Origin of the sequence: Leucobacter luti (genome assembly GCF_004217175.1) — a bacterium.
GTDB classification, from domain to species: Bacteria; Actinomycetota; Actinomycetes; order Actinomycetales; family Microbacteriaceae; genus Leucobacter; species Leucobacter luti.
Genome location: NZ_SHKI01000002.1, coordinates 627,423 through 652,166, shown reverse-complemented (window position 1 = coordinate 652,166; position 24,744 = coordinate 627,423). Strand labels below are relative to the sequence as shown.

The following is a 24,744-nucleotide window of genomic DNA, read 5'->3' as shown; positions in this document are numbered from 1 at the left end:
GTCGCCGGTGGCCGGTCGCCCGCTAGGCGGGCAAGGCGGAGACGACGGACGCGATGGGCACGCTCGCGCCGAGGATCCGTTCCGCGGCGCGATGCCCGGAGCACAGTGCCGCAGTGATCGTCGCCGGGTCGTCCTGCCAGGTCGCCTCTCCGGCGAGGTGCAGCACCCCGCCGATCGGAGTGGCGAGCAGCGTGTGATCCTCGGGCAGCGAGCCGAGCGTCATGTACGCGTACGAGCCGCGCGACCGCTCGTCGTCCTGCCAGTGGGTGAGGTGCGCGGCGGTGGGCTCGGGAACGGCGTCGCCGTAGAGTTCGCGCAGCGCGTCGAGTACCGAAGCAACCACGCGGGCGTCGTCCCAGCCGCGGATCTCACGGGCGCAGGGCCCGGCCGCGAACGTGAGCAGCGTCGGTTCGCCGTGCAGCGCGGTGAGGTCGTACCAGGAGTGCCACCAGGCACCCGCCTCACCCTGCCGGCGAATTGCATAGACGTCCTCGTCCCAAAACCGCTCGGGGAACCGCAGGAAGATCTTCTCAAAGGCGTTCATCTCGAGCCGATCGAGCGCGCCGGCGACCGGCTCGGGGAGCGCCGGCTCGATGGCGAGCGTCCCGGCCTTGAGTACGCCGACCGGCACGGTCACCACCGCACGGGCCGCCGAGAACGTGGCGCCGCCGGCGGTCGCTTCAACCCCGCGCTCGGACCAGACGAGCCGGGTCACAGCGGTGCTGAGGCGCACGTCGAGACCGGCGGCAATGCCCGCGGCAAGGCGATCGTAGCCGTCTGGGAAGACCACCTCGTCGCCCTCGGTCTCGTCGTCGTCGAGCCCGTGGGCGTCGAGATCCGCGATCCACGCGCCGTACTGTTCCTCCGTGCGGTGCCGCAGGTACTCGCGGACGCGCTCTGCGCGCTCCTCGGCCCACCCGAGGCGGGTGAGCGCGGCCTCGGCCGCATCAGCGTACGAGGCACCGCTCGGGAGCGCGGCAATCACCTCGGGGAGCAGTGCATCGCAGGCGGCGACGTCCGCGATAAACGCGTCGGCGGCGGCCTGGCTCAGCCGCTCCCCCGCCGGCCCGTAGTACGCCACCGGCCGGCCGCCGGCCTGGAAGCTCCCCATTGTAAACTCGACGTCCCGCATGCCGAGGGCGCGGGTCACCTCGTGCACGGGGCTCTCGGTGATGCCGTGGATCCAGGATGCGCCGAGGTCGGTGGTGCGGCCGTCCAAACGCTCGGTGTGCAGGCGTCCGCCGATCCGATCCCGGGCTTCGAGCACGATCACGCGCTGGCCGGCCAGGGCGAGCAGCCGCGCCGCGGTGAGTCCGGCTACGCCGGCCCCCACAACGATCGTGTCGGCCGTCTCGGGGCTCGGGGCATCTGCCGGGGTCTGCGTCTCGGCGGGACCGTCTGCGCTACTCATTCTCCCAGGATATGCGGCCGGCCGGCACCCGGGCGGTTCCCGCGCCAGGCTGATCCGGCACCGATTCTGCGAGGCGGTCGAGGGCTTCGCACAGGCAACGCTCGTGCCTGGCGCGGCCCGGGTGGCGCAGCAGCCAGGGCTTCAGCACGCGCGTCACGAACGGCATCATGATGCACGTCATCAGCGGCGCCATGATGCTCACCACGAGCAGGGAGCGCGCGGGCAGCGCCACGTCGCCCCACCACGGGAGTGTGGTGATCATCCACGAGGTCGTGATGTTGACGGGCAGCATTCCCAGCCACACCGCGCACACCTGCTTCCAACGCACCGGGCCCGTTGAGATCCTCATGCCGCAAGTTCAGCACCGCACAGTATCGCCGAGGTTTCAGCACCCGGCCGCGGCCGTAACGGGTGTGTGACCGTTGAGTTTCGGCGGCCGGGGCGACGGGCCGCGGGGCGTCGCCGGGCACCGGGCCGCGATCGGCGTCGCGGGGAGGCGGGCCGCGCGTCGCTCACCGGGGTGAGCAGCGCGCAGCATCACGGCCTACTCGTCGGGGACGAGCACCTCGGTTTCGCGATTCAGGCTCTCGCCGCGGAAGAACGGCCGCGAGCTCGGCCGCAACCACCACAGCCCCATGAACACGAAGCCGATCAGGATCGCTCCGACGCCGATCACGAAGGCGCCGCCCACGCCGAACAGCACGGTGTAGCTGTAGTCCACACTGATCATGTCGATCGCGGACTGCACGAACGCGTACCCGAGCAGCAGTCCGCCGAGCGCCGGCAGGATCCCCCGCATCCAGAGGTTGCGCGCGCTGTCGCGCAGGGTGTCGCGGAAGTACCAGACGCAGGCAAACGAGGTGATCGCGTAGTACAGTGCGACCGCGAGCCCCATCGAGGTGAGCGAGTCTGCGAGCATGTCTTCGGACAGCAGCGACATGCCGACGTAGTAGATGATTGCCGCGATCCCCATCACCGTGGTTGAGAACCACGGCGTCTTGAACTTGGGGTGCAGCTCCGCGAACTTCGCGGGGAGTGCCCGGTAGACCGCCATGGAGAGCGTGCCGCGCGCGGTCGGCAGGATAGTGGTCTGAGTCGACGACGCGGCCGAGAGCAGCACGCCGAGCAGCAGGAACCAGCCCCACGGCCCGAAGAGCGCCCCGCCGAGCACGGTAAACACGTCGTCGAGGTTCGCCTCGTTGGTGAGGCCGAAGCCGGTGTCGCCGAAGCCCGCGAACATCATCACCGCGACCGAGACGCCAACGTAGAGCACGATCAGCACAACAATGCTCGAAAGCGCGGCGCGGCCGGGGGTCTTGCGCGGGTTCTTCGTCTCCTCGTTGAGGGCGAGACACGTGTCCCAGCCCCAGTAGATGAACAGCGCGAGCAGCACCGCCTCCATGAAACCTGACCAGGAGGTGAGCTGCGCGGGGTTGAACCAGTTCCAGTCGAACGCGACCGAGCCGGCGTTGCTGCCGTCCGCCGCGTGCACGAGCGCGAGCACGCCGAACAGCACCATCGCCACGATCTGGAGCCCCACGAGCACCATCTGCAGCCGCTCGCCGATCTGCACGCCGATCGTGCTGATGAAGGTCATGATCGCCATGAACACGACCGAGGTGCCGATCACGATTGCCCGATTGTCGGCAAACTCCTGGTTGCCGAGCAAGAGCCAGAAATACTTGCCGGTGATCTCACCGACGTTCGCGAGCACCATGATCGACGCGACCGCGACGGCCCAGCCACCGATCCACCCGGTGACCGGACCGAAGGCCTTCGTCCCCCACACGAACGTCGTGCCGCAGTCGGGCATCTCCCGGTTGAGTTCCTGGTACGCGAACGCGGCGAACACCATCGGGATGCACGCAACGATGAACACGAGCGGGGCCTGCGCCCCCACTGCGAGGATCACGTACCCGAGGGTGGCGGCGAGCGAGTAGAGCGGCGCGGTGGACGCGAGCCCGATGATCGTCGAGCCCACGACGCCGAGCGCCCCCTCGTTGAGGCCCTTCCCCACGTGGATGTGCCCCGTTTCCGTGGCGTTTGGCAGTGTGTGCTTCGTCATTGCAGTTCATCTCGATTCCGGCGGCGTCGCCGTGCGCTGGGGACCTCACGCGCATGCCAAAACGACATTGTCATGCTCACTGACATTCTGCACCATCGCGGCGGCGCCTGACGATTCGCGTCCGCCGCGCGGCGCCGAGCGCGGGAGCGCGCCACCCAGGACCCTCCCAGCGGTCGCACTGGCGCCGCTCATAACCGCTGCTGCGCGCCACCGATCCCACTCACATGCAACGGATTTCGCAGCCTTTTGCCCCAGACAGTGTCGATATCGGCAGCATAGTCCGGGTGGATCAGCGCGAATTCGGCGCGTGCCGAGCTAGTGCCGATCACGCCAGTGTGGGAGACTGGAAGGCGTCACTATCCCCGACGAAGTCACTAAGGAGTGAGTCATTTATGAGCACGTTTGCCGTCATTAACCCGGCTACGGGCGAGACCGTCGCCGAATACCCCGACGCGACCCCGGAGGAGATCGAGGCCTCACTGGCCGCGGCACAGCAGGCCTACACCGACTGGGCGCGCAAGACGACCGTCGCCGAGCGCGCCGCGCTCGCACAGCGCGCAGCCGAGCTCTTCGACGAGCGCAAGGACGAGCTTGGCGCGATCATCAACCGCGAGATGGGCAAGCCGCTCGATCAGTCGATCGGCGAAGCAGAGTTCTCGGGCGCCATCACCGCTGCATTCGCGAAGAACGCAGAGAAGTGGCTCGCAGACGAGGAGCTCGAGGTCGAAGACGGCCTGAAGAGCTTCTTCCGCTTCCAGGGCACCGGCGTGATCCTCGGCATCATGCCGTGGAACTACCCGTACTACCAGGTCGCGCGCTTCGCGGTGCCCAACCTGATCCTCGGCAACACGATCGTGCTGAAGCACGCGGCGCAGTGCCCCGAGTCCGCACTCGCACTCGAGCAGCTGTTCCTCGACGCCGGTTTCCCCAAGGGCGCCTACGTCAACGTCTTCGCGACGCACGACCAGATCGCCGACATCATCGCTGACGACCGGATCCAGGGCGTCTCGCTCACTGGTTCGGAGCGCGCCGGCGCCATCGTCGCAGCCCAGGCCGGCAGCGCACTCAAGAAGTGCGTGCTCGAGCTCGGCGGCTCCGACGTGTTCCTGGTCCTCGACACCGACGATCTCGACCACGCGGTTGAGCACGCGGTTGGCGGGCGCATGGAGAACACCGGCCAGGCCTGCAACGGCTCGAAGCGCATCGTCGTCATGGACAAGTACTTCGACGAGTTCAGCGAGAAGTTCAAGGCTGCGATCGCCGGCCAGTCCTACGAGGCGGGCGACTTCGGTCCCATGTCGTCTGAGGCAGCCACCAAGAACCTCGCCGCACAGGTGAAGAGCGCGATCGATCAGGGCGCCGAGGTGCTCGTGGGCGACAACACGCCCGAGGGCAACCTCTACACCCCGTCGGTGATCACCAACATCACCCCGTCGATGGACGTGTACAGCCAGGAGCTCTTCGGCCCGGTTGCGCAGCTCTACAAGGTGTCGAGCGACGACGAGGCGATCCAGCTCGCCAACTCCTCGCCCTACGGCCTGGGCTCCGTCGTGATCTGCGACGACCTCGACCGCGCCGAGCAGGTGGGCAACCAGCTCGACGTGGGCATGGTCTTCATCGGCGGCGCTGGCCTTGAGGGCGCTGACGTGCCCTTCGGCGGCGTGAAGAAGTCGGGCTACGGGCGCGAGCTCGGCCGCGTCGGCATGCTTGAGTTCGCAAACAAGAAGCTCTTCCGCTTCGCTGCGAAGTAAGCCGCAGCGGGGGCGACCCCGCGCATAGTCGAAGGGCCCGGATCCGCATGGATCCGGGCCCTTCGCGCGTGTGCGGACCTGCCGCGAGCGCGGGAGCACCGCCGGTGCGGTGCTCCCGCGTGCGGTGCTCCCGCGTGCGGTGCTACGGAGTCACGAACAGCGGTTCGAAGAAGGCCGCGACCGCCTCGGGCGCGCTGAGCGGCAGGACCGCCGACACATACTGGTCCGGGCGCACGATCACCACGGCGCCGTCGCGGCTGATCTGGCGCTCGTCGAAGATGTCGACGTCGGGCTTTGCCGCGTAGATCTTCTCGTAGTCGATCATCTTGAACGGCCCCGACTGCGGGAGGAACAGCTTCGACACCCGTGAGATGTCGACACCGTGGTGCTCCTGCTGGAACACTGCCTTCACGTCGAAGATCGAGTCGATATCCTCACCCAGCGGTGTGAACCGCTGCAGCGGCGACGCGGTGTTGGCGAGCAGCCACTCGGCCCAGCGGTCGAGCTGCTCCCCCGAGGCGTCTGCGAAGGCGTACACGCGGAACCGGCCGTCGGCTCGGTGGTGGTGGCCGAGGTGCACGTCAACCGCATCGGCGACGCGCGTGGTGGACACCGACTTGAAGCGCTTCCCGATCGGGAATCCGGCGGCGAGAGCCTGGTGCTCGGCGCCTCCCGTGAGCACCGACTCCGTGTACTCGGTCATGAAGCCGGCCGGGAACTCCGCGGTCTGCACGTAGAACTCCTCGAGCTGCGACGGCGAATCGAACTCCTCGGGCTTCTTCGCCATCAGCGTCGACCACTCCTTGTCGAAGTCGATCAGGTTCTTCGCGGTGACGCGGCGCTCGTCCGAGTAGGTCTGCAGCAGCGACTCCGGGCTCCGGCCCTCAAGCACGTACCCGAGCTTCCAGCCGAGGTTCCAGCCGTCCTGCATCGACACGTTCATCCCCTGCCCGGCCTTCGCGCTGTGCGTGTGGCAGGCATCGCCCATGAGGAAGACGCGCTGCTTGCCGTCTGGCGAGGTTTCTGCGTCGTCGAAGCGGTCCGTGAGGCGGTGGGCCACCTCGTAGACGCTGTTCCAGGCGACGTTGCGCACGTCGAGCGTGTACGGGTGCATGATCGCGTTTGCCTGCGCGATCACGTCCTCGAGCGGAGTGTTGCGCACCTTGCCGCCGTCGTGCTCGTCAACCTCACCGAGGTCCACGTAGATGCGTGCGAGGTGGTTCCCCTCGCGGGGAATGTGCAGGATACTGCCGGCCTCGGAGTGGATGATGCACTTCTTGCGGATGTCCGGGAAGTCGGTGACCGCGAGCACGTCCATGACTCCCCAAGCGTGGAACGCCTGGTCGCCGGAGAGCGAGCCACCGATCGAGCGACGCACCTTCGAGCTCGCGCCGTCGGCGCCGATCACGTACTTGGCGCGCACCACGACCGTGTCGCCCTGCGCCGCGTCGGCCGTGGCCGCCGCGTTGATCCCGGCGCCCGTCTGCCCCGTCACCTTGCGCAGCGTCACCGAGACCGGGTACTCGCCCTCGCCGACCTCGAGGTCGACGAACTCGTAGCCGTAGTCAACGTCGCCGCGCGCGGGTGCGCGGCGGGCGTACTCGGCGAAGTAGTCAATCACCCGGGCCTGGTTCACGATCAGGTGCGGAAACTCGCTGATCCCGTTCGGATCGTCCGGGGTGACGGAACTGCGCACAATGTTCTCGGGGTGCGCAGGATCCGGACTCCAGAAACTGGTCTCCGTGATCTGGTAGGCCTCCTGAATGATCTGCTGCGCAAACCCAAACGCCTGGAACGTCTCGACGCTGCGCGCCTGGATCCCGTCGGCCTGCCCCAGCACGAGGCGCCCGTCCCGGCGCTCGACCAGCCGGGTCACGACGTTGGGGAACTGCGCGAGCTGTGCAGCGGCGACGATGCCCGCGGGCCCCGAGCCAACGATCAGCACATCAATTTCGCCGGGAAGATCCTCCGGACGATCCAGGCCGATACCTGCGGCGGGCTGAACTCGAGGGTCGGTCGAGACGTATCCGTGGTGGTGGAACTGCACTGTTTCTCCTCACTTGCCGGGCTCATTCCCGGTTGCGTTCGTTATTTGAACGCAAAGTTTGAATATCGCACACTCAGGATAAACCGCGGCGCGCGTTCGCACAACATCAGTCGGCACCAGTATCCGCCAGAATGGAGCGTATGACCTCGACACGAGAGCCCAGCGCCCCGGCGGCCGGCTCCCAGACCCTCTCGCGCGGCCTGCGCGCGCTCGAGCTCCTCGCCGAAGCGGAGACTCCCCTCACCATCACCGAGCTCGCCGATGGCCTCGGCGTGCACCGGTCGAACGCGTACCGGATCCTGCGCACCCTGGAGCAGCACCGCTTCGTCGCCCGAGACCCGGCCGGGAAGATTCGGCTCGGCCCCAAACTCACCGTGCTCGCGCGCGGCGTCGCGCCGGTGCTGCACACCGCGGCGATGCACCCGGTGTCCGAGCTGGCGTACGCGCTCGGGATGACCGCCTTCATTACGGTGCTCGACGCCGACGAGGTCGTGACGCTCGTGTCCGTCGAACCGTCGAACGTGTCCGCGACGATCGCGCGCAACCCGGGAGTGCGGCACCCCGTGGACCGCGGCGCCCCCGGCCACGCGATCGAGTCGAGCCTCACCGCGGCCGAGCGCATCGCGGCCTTCGGCGACACCGCGCTCAGCGAGGCGGCGGCGCTGGCGCAGGGCGATGGCTACGCGGTCAGCCGCAACGAGGTCATCGACGGGGTCACCGCGATCGCCGTCCCCCTGCGGCTCGAGGGCGAGCCGCCCGCTGCGATCGCCGTGGTCCACTTCAACCTCCCTGATTCGATCGAGAGCGTCGTCTCCGCGCTGCAGGCGACTGCGGACCAGATCGCACAAAACTACCGATAGCCCCCTTCCTTCCGGCGCGGCGGCACCCACTAAGATGGAACAGTCCAGCCCGGTTGGGAGTTTCTCCGACCCGGCCGGCTAAGGCGCGCGAAAAAGGGGCGCTGCTGCCGCGGCACTGGTGCCGCGGCGAGACATACACGGTTCCCAATCCACTCATTTTTTGCACAAGGATCTGTGATGTCCACTCCCCCCGCAACGCTTACCCGCACCCTCGCCGAGGCGCTCGCCCGGCACGCCGAGCACAGTTTTGGCCTCATGGGCAACGGCAACGCACACCTGATTGATAACCTCACTGCGGCCGGCGTCTCGTATACCGCCGTGCGGCACGAAGCCGGCACGGTCGCCGCCGCCGACGCATACTCGCGAGTCAGCGGCAAGCTCGCGATCGCGACGACGACGTACGGCGCCGGGTTCACGAACACGCTCACCGCGCTCGCCGAGGCCACGCAGGCTCGCACCCCAATGCTCGTTGTCGTGGGCGACGCACCGAGCTCCGGCCCCCGCCCCTGGGACGTCGACCAGGAGATGCTCGCCGCGGCGCTCGGCGTCCGCACCCACATGCTCTCCGTCACGAACATCGACCGCACCGTCGAGCGGGCGGTCTCGTACGCGATGCGATTCCGGCGGCCCGTGGTGCTCGGCATCCCCTACGACCTGGTAAACGCCCCCGCGGTGCTCCCGGAGCCGGCCGCAGCAGCCGCCGGGATCGACCTCAACGACCCGGCGGTGCTCGCCGCGCTGAGCGCGTCGGTCGCCGACACCGCGATCCCCGCCCCGGAGCCCGCTGAGCCGGACCAGATCGCTGGTCTCCCGGCCCACCAGCTGCAGGCGGCGGTGCGCGCGCTCCTGGAGGCCGAGCGTCCACACATCATCGCGGGCCGGGGCGCTCACGTCTCGGGGGCCGGCACCGAGCTCGGCCGCGTGGCCGAGGCCCTCGGGGCGCTGACCTCCACGACCGCGCTGGGCCGCGGCATCTTCCCTGCCGAGCAGTACGACCTCGGTGTGACCGGCGGGTTCGGGCAAATCCCCGCGATGGAGACGATCGCGAAGGCGGATGTGGTGCTCGTCGTGGGCGCCGCGCTCAACCAGTTCACGATGCGCTTCGGCGATCTTTTCGGCGCGGGGACCACCGTGATCCGGATCGATAACGAGCAGGTGGCTGCTCCGAAGTCGAACGAGCCGATCACGCACCTGCTGCTGCAGGGCGACGCGCGCGCGACGCTCACGGCGATGCTCGGCCCGCTCGAGACCGCTATCCCGCGCACCGCCGGCTGGCGCACGCGCGTCGCTGGCCTGGAGGCGGGCGGCGAGCTCCGCGTGCGCGCGGACGGGCTCGCCGAGCACCCGGACGGCGTCTGCGGCGACGGCAGGCTCGACCCGCGCGCGGTCGCCGTGCGCATTGGCGAGCAGCTCCCCGCGAGCCGCCACGTCACCACCGATGGCGGGCACTTCATCGGCTGGGCGAACATGTACTGGCCGGTCGCCTCACCAGAGCGCATGGTGATGGTGGGCACCGCCTACCAGACCATCGGGCTCGGCTTCCCGACCGTCGCCGGCGTCGCCGCCGCGGCCCCGGGCACGACCACGGTGCTGAGCACGGGCGACGGTGGCGGCCTCATGGCTCTCGCCGACCTTGAGACCGCAATCCGCACGTCCCCAAGCTCTGTGATCGTGGTGTGGAACGACGGCGCCTACGGCGCAGAGGTGCACCTCTACGGGGTCATGGGCCTCGACGAGGGCCCCATGCTCATCCCCGACGTCGACTTCGCCGGGGTCGCGTCCGCGCTCGGCGCGCAGGGCGTGCGCGTTGAGTCGCTGAGCGACCTCGACGCGCTCGGCGCGTGGACCGCCGCTGGCGCGAAGGGAACGATTCTGCTCGACTGCCGCGTCTCTCGCAGCGTGGTCGCCGAGTACCAGCGCGAGATCCAGCGCGTCAACGGGCTCGACGTTCCCGAGGCCTAAACTGCCGGTGAGTTCATACTGATCCTCCTCTCCTGCGTCCCGCGTGTCCTGGGACGGGGACGGGGTCGAGGTCGGTAGGCGCGTCGCCGAGGTGCACCCCGGCGACGCGCTGGCGACCCGCACGCACTTCGCTACCCCGCGTGGGCGAGCACTCGCGCGGTGCTCGGACTATGCCGCCGGGCGGGCTTCCCTGGAACCGGCACGCCATGCGCGGTGAGGAATCGCGCGAACGCGGCGGAGGTGGTGACCTCGGCCGCGCCCCAGCGCACGCCCCGCCAACGCTGAGTGCCCGCGATCCAATCGTGGCGACGCTTCTCGGCGTACACAATTTCCGCGGCGCTCTGCCCACCCCGAAGCGCTGGATCCGTGTACTTCGACTTGCCGTCGCACTCGCCAAACACTCCGTACTCGCGCATGAGGAGATCCACGAAGAGGCTCCCGCCGTCCTCTGCGAGGACCTCTGCCTGCGGTTCAACCTCGATCCCGAGTTGCAGCGCGCGCAGCCGGCTGACGCTTTCGAGCGGGGAGTCGGCTCTCGGATCCGCGAGCTCGGCGAGCGCCCGAACCGCGGCAATGCCGCGCCCTCGGGGCAGACGTTCCGCACGATCCAGGAGACGAGCACGCCAGGCTTCCCAGGCTGTGGCGTCGATCTGCCGCCCGCCGCGTCCGGACCGCACCTCCGCACGGAGGGCCGCGTCGGCGCACGCGAGCGCAACGACGAACGGCTCAGTGCGCGCGAGGTCGAACAGTGTTCGTTCCCAGCCCGTGAGGTGTACCCCGGCGATTCGCACGCACTCGGTGGGTGAGAGTCGATTCCGGTGTCTGACGACGTATCTCGACCCGGTTCCGTGCGCCCCGACCGGCACCGTGATGTGCACGGTGAGCTCGCGCGGCACCCCAGGTCCCGGCCGCCGCACCCCTGCGCGGTTGGGACCGCGGGGTCGCTCGGACACCATCCAGTGAGACCAGGCGGGGAGGCCGAGCAGGGTCGCTGCTGAGCGATGCGAATAGACCGGTGGCGCCCACTCGCTCCGCGTGGACGCCACGATGGCCGCGAGCTGGCGTTCCTCTGGCGCAGCAGCGGCCCAGGCCTCGGCGGGGGTATACCAGCCCCGCCGGAGCCGGATGTGGCTCGGCGGGTTGGCTCCCTGGCGCGAAGCGTGGTTGCCGGCCAACTCTCGCCAGTTCTTTTCCGTGGGCGACAGTGTGCTGGCGTGCACAACGCTGGGTGAGATATGGCTGAGTCGCTGTTCGAGATTCATGGGGAAATTCTCGCCGCGGCGGGTCCTCGGAAACCGCCCGGTCGGCGGATTCTGGATAACTCGGAGATCTCGGCCGGCGCACCACGCCTGTGGAGGGCGCGCGTCGTCCGAGGATCGCGTCGCACCACCGAGTGGGCGGGCGCGGAGGCGGTGCCGGGGGGGGGCTGGCGCGGGTGCGGGCGGGCGGCCGGGCGCTGGCGCGGCCGGGCGCTGGCGAGCGTTGGCAGGGGCACGAGTGGAGGATCCGCGCACGAGCGTGCGGCTTCACTGCGGTCGCAAAGCCGCACACTCGCGACGGAGCCGCACACTCGTCGGGGGGGGAGGGAGGAATCCAAAAGAACACGAGTTCGGGATCGTGGCAGCGGGGCTGACGCCCCGGCACCGCGCGGGCGGGGCGGGGGCGGGCAGCTGGCGCTGACGCGAGCGCTGGCAGGGGCACGAGTGGAGGATCCGCGCACGAAGGTGCGGCTTCGCTGCGGTCGCGAAGCCGCACGCTCGCGACGGAGCCGCACACTCGTCGGGGGGGGGAGGGGAGGGAGATCTAAAAGAGCACGAGCTCGGGATCGCGTCGCACCATCGAGTGGGCGGGCGCGGAGGCGGTGCCGGGGGCTGGCGCGGGGGCGGGGGCGGGGGCGGGGGCGGGGGCGGGGGCGGCCGGGAGCTGGCGCGCGCGGGCGAACGCTGGCGCGGCCGGGCGCTGGCAGGGGCACGAGTGGAGGATCCACGCACGAGTGTGCGGCTTCGCTGCGGTCGCGAAGCCGCACACTCGCGACGAAGCCGCACGCTCGTCGGCTAGGGCGGCAGGGACAGCAGCAGCAGCAGCAGCAGCAGCAGCAGCAGTGACAGGGGCCGGGGCGGCGGGGCCAGGGCCAGGGCCGGCGCCGGGGGCGACACCCCGACACCCCGACGCCGCGACACCGGGGCGGCGCGAGCGCACGCGCCACGCCCCACCCCGCCCCGCTACGCCCAGGCGGGCCGGGGCACCGAGTCGATCAGCGCGCGGGTGTACTCGTGCTGAGGGCTGCCGAGCAGCACCTCCGTGGGGCCGGCCTCCACGATCTCGCCGCGCCGCATCACGACGGTCTCGTCGCACACCCGCCGCACCACGCCGAGGTCGTGGCTGATGAACAGGATCGTGATCCCCCGCTCCTCGCGCACCCGCGCGAGGAGGTCGAGCACCTGTGCCTGCACGGAGACGTCCAGCGCGCTGGTCGCCTCGTCCATGACGAGGAGGTCGGGTTCGACCGCCAGCGCCCGCGCGATCGCCACGCGCTGCCGCTGCCCGCCAGACAGCGTGCGCGGCCGCGCCGTCGCGTGCTCCTCGCGGAGCCCGACCGACGCGAGCAGCTCGAGCACGCGACGCTGCGCCGCGGCGGCGTCGAGCCCGGTGTGCAAGCGCAGCGTGTCCTCGACGGCGCGGCCGACGGGGATGCGCGGGTCAAGCGACAGGTACGGATCCTGGAACACCATCTGCACGCTTCGCGCCCGTTCAAGCCGCTCGGTGCGGTCCTTCGGCGGGGCGGTCCGCTCGCGGCCGGCGATCCGGATCTCCCCCGCGTCCGCCCGTTCGAGCCCGATGATCAAGCGCGCGAGCGTCGACTTGCCGGATCCGGACTCCCCCACCACCCCGAGCGAGCCCCCGCGCGGAATCGTGAGCGCCGCGTCACGCACGGCGTGCACTGCCTCGCGGCCGCGCGGGTGGTAGGTCTTCGAGAGTGCCACGACCGAGACCATCGGCCCGCCAGCAGCCCCGCCCGGCGCAGCCGCACCGGCCGCGGGTGCCTCAGCCACAGCAGCACCAGCAGCCACACCCCCGGCCACGGGTCCCACACCAGCACCAGCAGCAGCAGCCACGCCCCCGCCCACCTCGACGCTCGGCGTCGCGGCGATCAGGCGCTTGGTGTACTCGGCCTCGGGTGCCGTGAAGATCTGCCGCGCGCCGCCCTGCTCGACGAGCTGCCCGCCGCTCATCACGTATACGCGGTCGCAGATCGACGCGGCGAGGTTGAGGTCGTGGGTGATGAACAGCATGCCCATGCCCCGCGCGGCCCGCTGCTCCTGCAGCACCTGGATGATCTCGGCCTGCGTGGTGACGTCGAGCGCGGTGGTGGGCTCGTCGCAGATGAGCAGCTTGGGCGAGCTGGTGAGCGCCCCGGCGATCATGACGCGCTGCAGCATGCCACCCGAGAACTCGTGCGGGTACTGGCCGAGGTGGTCCTCGGGCCGCGGCAGCCGGACGGCGCGGAGCAGGGAGACTGCGGTCTCGCGCGCGGCGCTCGCCGATACGCCGTGGCAGAACCGCAGCGCCTCGGTCATGTGGTCGCCGATCGTGCGCATGGGGTTGATGCCGGCGCGCGGATCCTGGAAGATCATCGCCGCGCTAGTGCGGCGCACCCCGAGGAGCTCGGGCTGTGTGGCGCGCAGCACCTCGTGCCCGTCGATGGTGACGCTCCCGGCGGTCGTCGCGCCGTCGGGCAGCAGGCCGAGCACCGAGCGCGCGGTGAGCGATTTCCCGGATCCCGATTCGCCGACCAGGCCGACCGTCTCACCCTCGGCGACCCGGATCGAGATGCCGTCGAGCAGGCGTTTCCCCGTGGGGAGGTCGAGCGTCAGTTCGTTGATGTTGAGCAGTGTCATGCTGACACACCCCCTCCGATTCGTTCCGACAGTTCCTCGCCGATGATGTTGACCGCGACCACCACGATCACGACGGCGACGGCCGGCACGACGGCCGGGAGGAAGTGCCCGCCAGCGATGCCGGGCTGCGCCTCGTTGATCATGGCACCCCAGTCGGCCGCCGGGGCCTGCACTCCAAGTCCGAGGAATGAGAGTCCTGCGAGCTCGGCGAGCACGTACCCGAAGTTGAGCGTCGACTGCGCGCCCACGATGGGAAACACGTTCGGCAGCACGCGGCGCAGCGCGATCCACGCGCCGCCGAACCCTTGGACGCGGTAGGCGGCGACGTACGGTCGGTTGCGCTCGGCGGTGATGAGCGACCGCGTGAGCCTAGCGACGTAGGGCGCGTAGGCGAGGCTCATGGCGATCACGGGTGCGACGAGCCCCTTGCCGAACAGCGCGACGGCCATGATGGCGATCAGCAGCGCGGGGAACGCGAAGACCACGTCGAAGGCCCGGCCGAGGACGGCGTCGATCCAGCCGCCGCGCCACCCAGCGAGGAGGCCGAGCAGGATCCCGACCACCGTCGAGAAGATCACCACGAGCAGCGGGCCGAGCAGCGCGGTGCGCGCGCCCCAGATCATGCGGCTCAGGATGTCGCGGCCGAGGCCGTCGGTGCCGAGCCAGTGGGCGGCGCTGGGGCCGCCGTTGAACGCGAGGAAGTCGACGGCGTCTGGGTCGTAGGGCGCCACGAACGGCGCGAACGCGGCGGCGAGCGTCACCGCGGCGAGCACGGCCGCGCTCGCGAGAAACAGCCAGCTCGAGCGGCGGGCGCGCGGGGCGCGCATGACGCGCACCGCTGTGGTGGGGTTCGGGACAGTCATCGCGCATCAGCTCCTGCGGCGGCACGTGGGTCGATCAGGGGTTCGAGCAGGTCGACGATCGCGTTGACCACGACGAACGCGGCCACGACGAACAGCACGATCATCTGCACGACGGGGAAATCGAGGCGGTCGACCGATTGCACGAGCAGCGAGCCGAGCCCGGAGATACCGAACGCCGACTCCACGATCGTGCTGGCCACGAGGAGGCCAGCGACGAGCAGACCGCTCACGGTGACGATCGGGCCGATCGCGTTGCGGAACACGTGGCGCCGGATCACGGTGCCGCGCTTGAGGCCGCGGCTGGTGGCAACTTCGACGTGCTCGCGCCCGATCTGCTCGACCATCGAGGAGCGGGTCACCTTGCCCACGAGCACCACGAACGCGATTGCGAGCGCGAGCGCCGGGAGGAAGAGGTGGTAGATCGTGTCCCAGAAGCCGGTGCCGGATCCGAACGTGGGGAACCACCCGAGCGTCACGGCGAACACGGCGATGAGCACGATCGAGCCGACGAACGAGGGGATCGCCCCGAGCACAGTGAGGAAGATCAGCATCGCGCGGTCTGCGAGCTTGCCGCGGTTGAGGGCGGCGATGACGCCGCCGGAGACCCCCACGATCGCGATCATGAGTGCCGCGAGCACCACGAGCCCGAGCGTGACGGGGAGCCGGTCCCCGATCACGCTGGCGACGTCTTGCCGATACTGGAGCGAGCGACCGAAGTCACCGCGGAAGATACCGAGCACCCAGTTCACGTACTGCTGCCACGGGGGCAGGTTGAGGCCGAACTGCTCGGTCACCGCTGCGATCGCTTCCGGGCTGGGCTTGCGGCCCCGCAGCAGGAAGCTGACGGGGTCGCCCGGCACCATGAAGCGCGAGAAAAACACCAGCAGGGACGCTAGGAACAGCGTGAGCAGGAGCGCACCCAGTTTGGATGCGATGCGCCGCGCGTAAGTCATCGTGGGTCTCCAGACCGTGGCGTTGGGAGGCGGGCGCGCCCGCCTCCCAACTGAGGCGAGTGGTTAGCGCGCGCCGAGCGTCGCGGCCCAGGGGAAGTAGAGGTAGCTAATCGAGGGCGACAGCCCCGTCACCCGCTCCCCCATGAACATCGCGGTGGGCGTCTCGGCGAGCGGCAGCCACGGCAGCTCCGCGTTTGCGATCTGCTGCGCCTGCGCGGTGAGCGTACTGCGCTCGATCGGGTCCATCGTGGAGACGGCCTCGGTGACGAGCGCGTCGAAGTCCGGGTTCGACCAGTTGCCGTAGTTGCTGAACTCGTCCGTGCGAAGCACCCCGTACATTTCAAGCGGGTCGGGGCTCGAGAGGTACCAGATCGTGTAGAAGAGGTCGACGCCCTCGCGGGCGCTCGGGTCCGAGAACAGTGCGGTGTACGCGGACGGCGTGACGGTGTCGATCGTCACGTCGAGCCCGATCGCCTTCGCCGCCGCGGCCGTCGCCTGAGAGACGATCGCGAAGTCCTGGCTGATCGGCGCGGTCACGAGAGTGAGCTGCTCCCCCGTCGCGCCGGCCTCCTCGACGAGCTGCTTTGCGGCAGCGACGTCGAACGGGTACTCCTCGATGTCGGCGAACGCCGCCTCCGTGGCGGCCGGATCCGACTCGCCCCACACGGAGCGGGTGGTGTGCACGTCGGTGACCTCGCCCACCCCGCTGTTCATCGCCTGCAGGATCCCCTCGCGGTCGATCGCCATGAGCAGGGCCTTGCGCACGCGCACGTCGCCCAGCGGGCCCTCGAGGTTTGAGACCACGAGGTTCGAGACCGAGGTGTTCATTCCAAAGAGGACGTCGCCGGTCCCCGCGTCCTGGATGCTCTTCGCGGCGTCCATCGGCAGCAGCCACGTACCGTCGACCTCGCCCGACTTCAGCGCGTTGGTGCGCGCCGTCGCGTCGCCCATGAACACGAAACTGAACGTCTCCGAGTGGGCAGCGAGCTCGGGATCCCAGTAGTCGGCGAACCGCGAGAGCTCGAGCTTCTCGCCCGACTTCCAGGATTCGAACTGCATGGGGCCCGTGCAGTTGACGCCGCCGGTCGAGTTGCCGTAGTCGGCGCCGAGCTCCGCGAGGGTTGCGGCCGACTCAATCACGCCTGCGGCGCCGCCCATGCCGAGATTGAACTGCGAATCAGGGATCGTCGTGGTGACCGTCACCTCGCGGTCGCCGGTCTGCTCGATGCTGGCGACGTTCTGATACACGCTGTACCAGGACGACCCCACCTCGGGGTCGAGGTGGCGCGACATCGAAGCGACCGCGTCGGCCGCCGTGAGCTCGGTCCCGTCGTGGAACTTCACCCCCTCGCGGATCTGGTACACCCAGGTGGTGGGCGTGGGATTGGCGAATGACTCCGCGAGCCCGGGCGTGAGCGTGAAGTCCGGGTTGAGCCGCAGCAACGACTCGCAGACGTTCGCGAGCACCTGGTTATCGGCGTAGTCGAACGCGTACGCGTAGTCGAGCGAGTACGGTTCCGAGTAGCTCGCCCAGGTGATCTGGTCGATGTCGCCCGACGGCGCGGCCGTCTGGTCGGTGAGCTCCCAGTCGAGCGGGGTGCCGGCGGCGGCGCCGTCGCCCTGCGCCGAGCAGCCGGTGAGCGCGAGGCCGGCGACCGCCAGGCCCGCGAGCAGGGCGCCGCCGCGGCGGCGCGTGAAGACAGCGAACATCGGTGTTCTCCCTTGCGTGTGGTGCGTGTCAGTTGAACCGCTGGGCGGTCGGGGTGTGCGGGCGCGGCGGGCACGTCCGCGACGGTGCTACTCGGTGCGCTCGTAGACGGCGACGCCGTCGATCCAGGTTTCGCGGACCCGGGCGCGGTGCAGCTCGGCCGGATCCAGCTCGAACGGGTTCGGTTCGATCACCACCAGGTTTGCGAGGTAGCCCTCCCGAATCGAGCCGGTGTCGTGGTCCCGGTGGTTCACGTACGCGGAGCCCGAGGTGTAGGCCGCGAGGGCCGCGGCGAGCGTCAGCCGCTGGTGCGCACCGCCCAGTGGTTCCGCGGCGGGGTCGCCGCCCTGCCGCGTGACGCCGACGTGGATTGCCGCGAGCGGATCGGCAGTGGACACCGGCCAGTCGCTGCCGGCGGCGAGTCGCGCGCCGCCGCGGGCGAGGTCGCCGAACGGGTACTGTCGCGCTGCCGCGCTCGCCTGCAGAAACGGCAGCGTGAGCGTGTCGAGCTGCTCCTCGTGCGTAGCCCACAGCATCTGCAGGTTCGCGACCGCATCGACGCTGGCGAACCGGCCGGCGTCTGCCTCGGCGACCACCTGCAGGTGGGCGAGGTGATGGCGGCCGTCGCTCGCGCCGTTGGCGGCTCGGGCCCCCGCGACCGCGTCGAGCGCGTCACGCACCGCCCGGTCACCGAGCGCGTGGAAGTGGACCTGCATCCCGGCGGCGTCGATCTGCCGCACAGCCTCGCGCAGCGTCTGCGCGTCGATGAAGGAGATGCCGTGGTTGTGGGTGTCGTGGCCGTGCGCGTCGCGGTAGGGCTCCAGCATCGACGCGGTGTGGTTCTCGGCGACGCCATCGACCATCACTTTGACCGTGCCGAGTTCGAAGCGCTCGGCTGTGCCGCTCGCGAGCCGCGCGTCACGGTGCGCGATCTTCTCGGCGAGCTGTTCGAGCCCGCGGTCCCGCTCCCACCACTGGGCTCCGACCACGTGTACGCGGAGCGTGCCCTCCGCGAGCGCGCGCTCGTACGCCTCAATGGTGCCGGCCCCCGGCCCGTCGGCGCCGACCCAGGCGTCTTGCCAGCCGGTAATGCCGAGCGCGATGAGATCCTCCTGCGCGCGCAACAGCCCGCGGTAGATGAGCTCGGCCGAGGCCTCGGGCTTCACCGCCGCGAACAGGTCCCCCGCTCCCTCATGGAAGGTCCCGGCCGCCGCGCCGCTGGCCTCGCGCTCGATGCGGCCGTCGGCCGGATCGGGCGTCGCGGCGTCGATTCCGGCGAGCGTAATCGCGGCGGTGTTCGCCCAGCTGCTGTGGTGGTCCCGACTCATGAGCAGCACCGGGCGATCCGGGACCACTGCGTCGATGAGCCCGCGGAGCGGCGCGCCGCCCGGGAAGTGGTCCATCGACCAGCCCCCGCCGAGGATCCACGGCTCATCGGGGTTGGCCGCGGCATAGCTGGCGATGCGGCGCACGGCGTCGGCGGCGTCGCGCGACTGCGTCAGGTCGCACTGCAGCGATTCGACGCCGCCGCTGATCGGGTGAATGTGCGCGTCCTGGAAGCCCGGGCTGAGCAGGGCCCCCGCGAGATCCACGATCCGCGTGTCCGCCCCGACGAACGATCCGGCCTCCGCCTCGGGCACCACGGCGTCGATGCGGCCGGCCGAGACCGCCACGGCAACCCCGGAGCTCGGTTCGCCGCTTCCGGTGAACACCGCGCCTCCGGTGAACAGTATTTCGCTTGCCATCTCGCTCCTCGTTCGTCTCTGAATCGGGCTGAGTTGGAGCGTATTCGAAGAGCGCCGCATTTGTCAAAGCCTTTGACAAAGCATTTGTCAAAGTGATGAACTTGGCCCCGCGCCCGATGCAATACGCTGGGTCCGGAGAGGAGCCACATGACCACGACACCCACCGCCGAGCCGGTACGCCGCCGCGCCGGCGCGCGCAAGGTGCGACTCGACACCGCGGTCATCGTGAGCACGGGACTCGAAATCGCCGCCGAGACCCGCTCAAACGAGTTCTCCGCAAAAGCGCTCGGCCTGCGCCTCGGCGTCGACCCCTCGGCGATCTACCGCCACTTCCGCAGCAAGGGCCACCTCATGGAGGCGCTCCTCGACGAGGTCCACCTGCGCTCGCTCGCGCGAATCACCGCGGCCCCGCACGAGTGGCGGCTCCGCGTACAGCAGCTCGCCGACGCCACGCTCATCGAATACTGCGCGCACCCGTCGATCGCCGCGGAGTCAATGGTGCTCACTACACACGGCCCCGGCGAGCTCGCGGCGATCGAACTCCTGCTCGACGCACTCGAGCACGCTGGCCTCGCGCCCGACGACGTGGTGCGCCACTACGCGCTCCTCTCCTCATACATCCTCTCGACCGCCTCCGGAATCGCGCGGGCCCGCATCGAGAGCGGCGACACCGAGGGGCCCGGCGAGAGCACTGCCTGGCTCGATGGCCCGATCCTCGCCGACCCGCGCGCGTACCCGCAGATCGCTCGATTCTCGGCCCAGCTTGCCGAGCTCGAGGATCGCGAGACCTACATGCTCGGCGTTGAAACGCTGCTCGATTCAGCCGAGCGCGCCGCCGCAGAGCGCGCCGCTGCCGAGCGCGCCGCCGCCGAGGGGCTGGCGACGCGCACCGCGCCGGAGTAGCCCCCGGCCGCGGGCGCGGGCACAGACGCGGGCACGGGCGCCGGGGGCACGCGGGGTCGACGCGGTCACGCACGCGGGGTCGACGCGGTCACGCACGCGGGGTCGACGCGGTCACGCACGCGACGCAGGCGCTCCCCTCAGTGCGCAGCGAGCCCGTCAGCGAGCCGCGCGAATGCCGCGTAGGCCCGCTCGGCGTCGCTCCCGCCGGCCGCCACTCGGATCGCGGCCTCGCGGAGCGCGCCAACGAGCAGGGTCGCGGTCGCCGCGGGGTCGACGTCGGCCGATACCTCACCTCGGAGCTGCGCCGCGCGCAGGTCGGCCTCGATCATCAGCGCGCTCGCGCCGGAGCCGATCCCGCGCTCAGCACCGTCACTGATCAGGGTGGGTCCCGACACGTTGAAGAAGTGCCCGAGGTGCTGATCCGCCGCAAGATCGAACATCGCGCGCGCGTGCGCCACGAGCCTGCCGCGCCAGTCCCCGGACTCGTCAACCGCGGCCCGAGTGCGCTCAACGAGCTCGGAGCCCAGGCGCGCGTAGGCGGCGCGCAGCAGCTCGTCTCTCCCACCGGGGAAGTGCGCGTAGACGGTGCCGCGGGAGATTCCCGACTGCGCAGAGACGCGCTCGATCGTGGCCCCGTCGAGGCCGCTCTCGCCGATCACCACGAGCACGGCGTCGACGAGCTCGTGGCGCGTGCGCTCCTGCCGGCGCTCACGCAGGCTCGGGGGGCGGGTGACCGGTTCCGCTGTCATCCTCCCAGTCTAAGAGACCGCATGCCCACTTGTGTACCGCAAGTTCACTTTCTATACTCTGAGTATAGAAAGTGGTGACGCGCCTCCGTGGCCGCACCGCCCAGCCGAGAGGATTCCCATGAGCGCCGCAGATCTCGCCGCCGCCGTCGAGCTCGCCCGCGCGGCACTCCCCCAGTACGGGATCGCCGCGGACACGGAGCTCACGCTCCTGAAACACCGCGAAAACGTCGTGTTGAGCCTCACCGCGCACGGCACCGACTACGTGCTCCGCGTGCACCGCCGCGGCTACCACAGCGACGCGGAGCTCGAGTGCGAGCTCGACTTCGTCCGCGCGCTGCACCGCGAGGGGGTCGCGGTGCCGCGGTTCGTCCTCGCCGCCGACGGCCGCGGCTTCTGCGTGGTGGGCGCGGACCACCCCGCAGGGGCGCACCAGGTTGATCTCCAGCACAGGCTCGACAACCACGGCAACTTCGGTGACGAGCGCACGGCGGTGGACGGCAGCGCCACCCTCGACCCGGCCGATTTCGCCGAGCTCGGCCGCCTCATCGCCGGCGTCCACGACGCGAGCGAGCGCTCGGGCTATACCATGTCGGTGCCCCGCGACGACTGGGATCTCGAGGGGCTCGTGGGGCCGAACTTTGCGTGGGGCAACCCGCTCCGACTTACCGAGCTCGCCGGCGCCGACCGCGAGGCCGTCGTCGCGGCAATGCGCGTCGCCCGGTCCACTCTGAGCACATACGGCACTCCGGCGCACCGCTTCGGCCCCATCCACGCGGACCTCACTCCGGAGAACGTGCTGCGCACGCCGGACGGTCTCGTGCTCATCGACTTCGACGACTTCGCGGCGGGGTGGCACCTGTTCGACCTCGCGACCGCGCTGTACTTCTACACCCCGCACCCGCACGCCGCCGCGTATCGCACAGCGCTGTTCGCCGGGTACGAGGCGGTGCGCCCGCTCGATCCCGAAGACCACCGGGTGTTTCCGGCCCTGCTCCTCACCCGCGCCCTCACCTACCTCGGATGGGCGGCGGACCGACGCGGCGAGCCCACTGCCGAGTGGCACGCCACCATGGTGCTGCCGCACGTGGTCGCGCTCGCGCACGACCTTCTCGCGACCACCACTTCCCCTTCGTCCGCGCACCGCACCCCCGGGAGTCCCGAATGACCACGAACGCCGCTCTGATCGCCCGCCGCAACCGCACGATCGGCCCGTACTCGCCGCTCTTCTACGATGAGCCACTGCAGTTCGTCTCCGGCTCCGGGGTGTGGCTCACCGAGGCCTCGGGCCAGCGCTTCCTCGACGGCTACAACAATGTGCCGCACGTGGGTCACGCGAACGAGCGCGTGGTGCGGGCGCTCGCGGAGCAGGCGGCGACCCTCAACATTCACACCCGCTACCTCAACGAACGCGTGGTCTCGTACTCCGAGCAACTCCTCGCCACGTTCGGTGCAGGGCTCGACCGCGTGCTCTACGGCAACTCTGGGTCCGAGGCGAACGAGCTCGCGATCAGGATCGCGCGGCAACTCACGGGAGCGACCGGCATGATCGTGTCCGACTACAGCTACCACGGCACCACGATCACTCTCGCTGAGCTCACCACGGGCCTGCGGACCCGGGAGCCGCTCGCTCCGAACGTCCGCGCGCTGCGGATCCCCGACCTCGACCGCGACGAGCGCACGGAGGCCGAGGTGCTCGCAGAGACCCTCGGCGAGCTCGACGCCGCGATCGGCTCCCTCCAGGAGGCCGGCTTCGGCATCGCGGCAAGCCTCTTCGACCCGCTGTTTTCAACCGAGGGAATGCCCCGGGTCCCAGCCGGGCTCGCCGCCGGGATCGTGCAGCGCGTGCGCGCGGCCGGGGGGCTCGTCATCGCGGACGAGGTGCAGAGCGGCTTCGGCCGCACCGGCAGCCACATGTGGGGACACGAGGCTGTCGGCATGGACCCAGACCTGGTCACGCTGGGCAAGCCAATGGGCAACGGCCACCCGATGTCCGCGGTCGTCACGAGCGAGGCGGTACTCGACGCGTTCGGCTCGCGGAACGAGTTCTTCAACACGTTCGCCGGCAACCCGGTCTCCGCCGCGGTCGGCGAGGCGGTGCTGCAGGAGATGGCTGCCGAGCAGCTTATGAGCCGTGCCGCAAGCCTCGGCGCGGTCGCGCAGACTCACCTCCGGGAACTCGCGGAGCGTCACGACTTCGTGCGCGCCGCGAAGGGAACCGGCATGTTCCTCGGCCTCGACTTCGCGATCGACGGCGCCCCGGCGCCGCAGCTCGCAAAGCGAGTGGTGGAGGGAATGAAGGCGCGCCACGTGCTGATCTCCCGCATCGGACGCGACGAGAGCGTACTGAAGGTGCGGCCCCCGCTCGCCTTCGGTGCGAGCGAGCTGCCGATCCTGCTCGACGCGCTCACCGAGGCGCTTTCAGAGGTTTGAGGGTATAGTCTCTCGGCAAGAGTGGCAACGGCGCCCGTCCCGCGGTGGGGCTGAGCGCCCAACTGGAGCAGTGAGGTGATGAGGCATGCGGATCGCTGAACCGCACAACACGTCTGGCCGAGCCGCCAGACGCGGCGACACCGACGGGCTCGCGGAATTCCGCAGCCTCGTCAGCTCCTCATTCGTGCCGCTGCGGATCACCACCGAGCGCGATGAGCCGTTCGTTGGCCGCACCGCGTCCGCCCACGCCGACGACGTGGTGTTTACCGAGGTCGCCGCGCGCCCCCACCTGGTTGAACGCACCCCGGAGAATATCGCGGACGGCGGCAGCGGGTACTACAAGGTGAGCCTGCTGCTCGCCGGAAGCAGCATCCTCGTGCAGGACGGCCGCGAGCTCGTGATGCGCGCGGGCGATCTCTCCGTGTACGACACGTCGCGGCCGTACTCACTCCTGTTCGGCGAGGAGTTCCGCAACCTCATCATGATGTTCCCGAAGGATCGCATCGACCTCCCGATTCCGTTCACCGAGCAGCTCACCGCGGTGTCGCTGAGCCGGGAGCACCGCGGCCTCGCCCCCGTGGTCAGCGCGTTCCTGTCGCAGTTCCCCGCGCAGCTCACCCCGCTCGACGGCCGGGTCAGGTCCAAACTCGCGCACACGAGCCTCGACCTCGTGGGCACGCTGTTTTCAAGCATCCTCGACGCAGACCCCGCGCAGCGCGACCCGCATCAGATGCTGCTGCACAAGATCACGGCGCACATCGATCAGCACCTCGCCTCGCCCGAGCTGTCGCCCGGGTCGATCGCCGCAGCGCACTACATCTCGACCAGGCACCTGCACGCGCTCTTCCGCCAGGCAGAGACCACGGTGTCGACCTGGATCAGGGAGCGCCGCCTCGAACGGTGCCGGGCAGATCTGCTCGACCCGGTGCTCGCCGACCGCACGGTCTCGGCGATCGCGAGCCGCTGGGGTTTCCCCGACGCCGCGCACTTCAGCCGGGTATTCAAGACCGCATACGGCGTCTCGCCGAGCGAGCTTCGCCTGAGCTAGCCCCGCCCGCGGCACCGCGCGCCGCCGCACGCTCCCCGCCCCACCGCGCCACCTCCCCGCGCGCCATCGCACCTCGCGCCTCGCGCCCGCGCGCTCCACTGCCCCGCGTGCCATCGCACCTCGCGCCTCGCGCCCGCACGCCGAGCGCGGCGCTGTGCCACCCCGGGCTCCCCGGCACCGCAACCGTTCTGTGACACTCGTTGACCCGCAGAGCACGAGCCTTGTCTGTGACTGCAGGCCCGTGCACTCCCCGCTGCGCGAGAACTATACGCTGCGTACAGTTCAGGATGAGGACGGGCAGTGACGCCCGCGGGCCACGGCCCACCGTCAGCTCCCGTCCCTCCGCCCAA

At 70.0% G+C, this 24,744-nt stretch carries 18 protein-coding genes; 7 read left to right on the top strand and 11 right to left on the bottom strand.

Features of this window, described 5'->3' with window-relative positions:
- Nucleotides 1-22: 22 nt before the first annotated feature.
- From EV139_RS02705 to EV139_RS02695, 3 genes are all read right to left on the bottom strand, one after another.
- Complete coding sequence (locus EV139_RS02705; RefSeq protein WP_130452754.1) at nucleotides 23-1,411, bottom strand: flavin monoamine oxidase family protein; 1,389 nt, start codon at nucleotides 1,409-1,411, stop codon at nucleotides 23-25.
- Nucleotides 1,404-1,760, bottom strand: a complete 357-nt coding sequence (locus EV139_RS02700) for a putative antibiotic biosynthesis monooxygenase (RefSeq protein WP_130452753.1) — start codon at nucleotides 1,758-1,760, stop codon at nucleotides 1,404-1,406. The genes EV139_RS02705 and EV139_RS02700 overlap by 8 nt, the downstream gene beginning before the upstream one ends.
- A 195-nt stretch (nucleotides 1,761-1,955) precedes the next feature.
- Nucleotides 1,956-3,476, bottom strand: a complete 1,521-nt coding sequence (locus tag EV139_RS02695) for an APC family permease (RefSeq protein ID WP_130452752.1) — start codon at nucleotides 3,474-3,476, stop codon at nucleotides 1,956-1,958.
- A gap of 392 nt (nucleotides 3,477-3,868) precedes the next feature.
- Between EV139_RS02695 and EV139_RS02690 the strand changes: the two genes are divergently transcribed.
- Complete coding sequence (locus tag EV139_RS02690; protein ID WP_130452751.1) at nucleotides 3,869-5,227, top strand: NAD-dependent succinate-semialdehyde dehydrogenase; 1,359 nt, start codon at nucleotides 3,869-3,871, stop codon at nucleotides 5,225-5,227.
- Between the two features lie 142 nt (nucleotides 5,228-5,369).
- On the opposite strand, the gene EV139_RS02685 is transcribed toward EV139_RS02690, so the two are convergent.
- A complete protein-coding gene (locus tag EV139_RS02685) occupies nucleotides 5,370-7,274 on the bottom strand; it encodes an FAD-dependent monooxygenase (RefSeq protein WP_130452750.1) in 1,905 nt (634 codons plus the stop codon).
- A gap of 140 nt (nucleotides 7,275-7,414) precedes the next feature.
- Here EV139_RS02685 and EV139_RS02680 point away from each other — a divergent pair, with 140 nt between their 5' ends.
- Together EV139_RS02680 and EV139_RS02675 are read left to right on the top strand one after the other, a co-directional pair.
- On the top strand, nucleotides 7,415-8,134 hold the full coding sequence (locus EV139_RS02680; RefSeq protein WP_130452749.1) for an IclR family transcriptional regulator: 720 nt from the start codon (nucleotides 7,415-7,417) through the stop codon (nucleotides 8,132-8,134).
- 177 nt (nucleotides 8,135-8,311) lie between these two features.
- Nucleotides 8,312-10,096: a thiamine pyrophosphate-binding protein gene (locus EV139_RS02675; RefSeq protein ID WP_130452748.1), complete on the top strand. Its 1,785-nt coding sequence runs from the start codon at nucleotides 8,312-8,314 to the stop codon at nucleotides 10,094-10,096.
- A 131-nt stretch (nucleotides 10,097-10,227) separates the two neighbouring features.
- Here the strand turns inward: EV139_RS02675 and EV139_RS02670 are convergent, their stop codons facing one another.
- The 6 genes from EV139_RS02670 to EV139_RS02645 all read right to left on the bottom strand — a co-directional run bounded on the left by EV139_RS02670 (nucleotide 10,228) and on the right by EV139_RS02645 (nucleotide 19,264).
- A complete protein-coding gene (locus EV139_RS02670) occupies nucleotides 10,228-11,358 on the bottom strand; it encodes a hypothetical protein (protein ID WP_130452747.1) in 1,131 nt (376 codons plus the stop codon).
- A 960-nt stretch (nucleotides 11,359-12,318) separates the two neighbouring features.
- Nucleotides 12,319-13,995 (bottom strand): dipeptide ABC transporter ATP-binding protein, encoded by a 1,677-nt coding sequence (locus EV139_RS02665; protein WP_130452746.1) that lies wholly within the window; start codon nucleotides 13,993-13,995, stop codon nucleotides 12,319-12,321.
- A complete protein-coding gene (locus tag EV139_RS02660; RefSeq protein WP_130452745.1) occupies nucleotides 13,992-14,858 on the bottom strand; it encodes an ABC transporter permease in 867 nt (288 codons plus the stop codon). The genes EV139_RS02665 and EV139_RS02660 overlap by 4 nt, the downstream gene beginning before the upstream one ends.
- Nucleotides 14,855-15,811: an ABC transporter permease gene (locus tag EV139_RS02655; RefSeq protein WP_130452744.1), complete on the bottom strand. Its 957-nt coding sequence runs from the start codon at nucleotides 15,809-15,811 to the stop codon at nucleotides 14,855-14,857. Before EV139_RS02655 ends, EV139_RS02660 begins: the two co-directional genes overlap by 4 nt.
- A 63-nt stretch (nucleotides 15,812-15,874) precedes the next feature.
- Complete coding sequence (locus EV139_RS02650; protein ID WP_130452743.1) at nucleotides 15,875-17,521, bottom strand: ABC transporter substrate-binding protein; 1,647 nt, start codon at nucleotides 17,519-17,521, stop codon at nucleotides 15,875-15,877.
- A gap of 87 nt (nucleotides 17,522-17,608) precedes the next feature.
- Nucleotides 17,609-19,264, bottom strand: coding sequence for an amidohydrolase (locus EV139_RS02645; protein ID WP_130452742.1), 1,656 nt, complete (start codon nucleotides 19,262-19,264; stop codon nucleotides 17,609-17,611).
- A gap of 147 nt (nucleotides 19,265-19,411) precedes the next feature.
- Between EV139_RS02645 and EV139_RS02640 the strand changes: the two genes are divergently transcribed.
- Nucleotides 19,412-20,167, top strand: a complete 756-nt coding sequence (locus EV139_RS02640; protein ID WP_237465825.1) for a TetR/AcrR family transcriptional regulator — start codon at nucleotides 19,412-19,414, stop codon at nucleotides 20,165-20,167.
- Between the two features lie 137 nt (nucleotides 20,168-20,304).
- Here the strand turns inward: EV139_RS02640 and EV139_RS02635 are convergent, their stop codons facing one another.
- A complete protein-coding gene (locus tag EV139_RS02635; protein WP_130452741.1) occupies nucleotides 20,305-20,916 on the bottom strand; it encodes a TetR/AcrR family transcriptional regulator in 612 nt (203 codons plus the stop codon).
- A gap of 118 nt (nucleotides 20,917-21,034) precedes the next feature.
- Between EV139_RS02635 and EV139_RS02630 the strand changes: the two genes are divergently transcribed.
- From EV139_RS02630 to EV139_RS02620, 3 genes are all read left to right on the top strand, one after another.
- The gene (locus EV139_RS02630) at nucleotides 21,035-22,081 is read left to right on the top strand and encodes a phosphotransferase enzyme family protein (RefSeq protein WP_130452740.1); all 1,047 of its coding nucleotides are present in this window, start codon (nucleotides 21,035-21,037) and stop codon (nucleotides 22,079-22,081) included.
- The gene (locus EV139_RS02625) at nucleotides 22,078-23,346 is read left to right on the top strand and encodes an aspartate aminotransferase family protein (protein WP_130452739.1); all 1,269 of its coding nucleotides are present in this window, start codon (nucleotides 22,078-22,080) and stop codon (nucleotides 23,344-23,346) included. The genes EV139_RS02630 and EV139_RS02625 overlap by 4 nt, the downstream gene beginning before the upstream one ends.
- 85 nt (nucleotides 23,347-23,431) lie before the next feature.
- On the top strand, nucleotides 23,432-24,394 hold the full coding sequence (locus EV139_RS02620; RefSeq protein WP_130452738.1) for an AraC-like ligand-binding domain-containing protein: 963 nt from the start codon (nucleotides 23,432-23,434) through the stop codon (nucleotides 24,392-24,394).
- Nucleotides 24,395-24,744 lie beyond the last annotated feature (350 nt).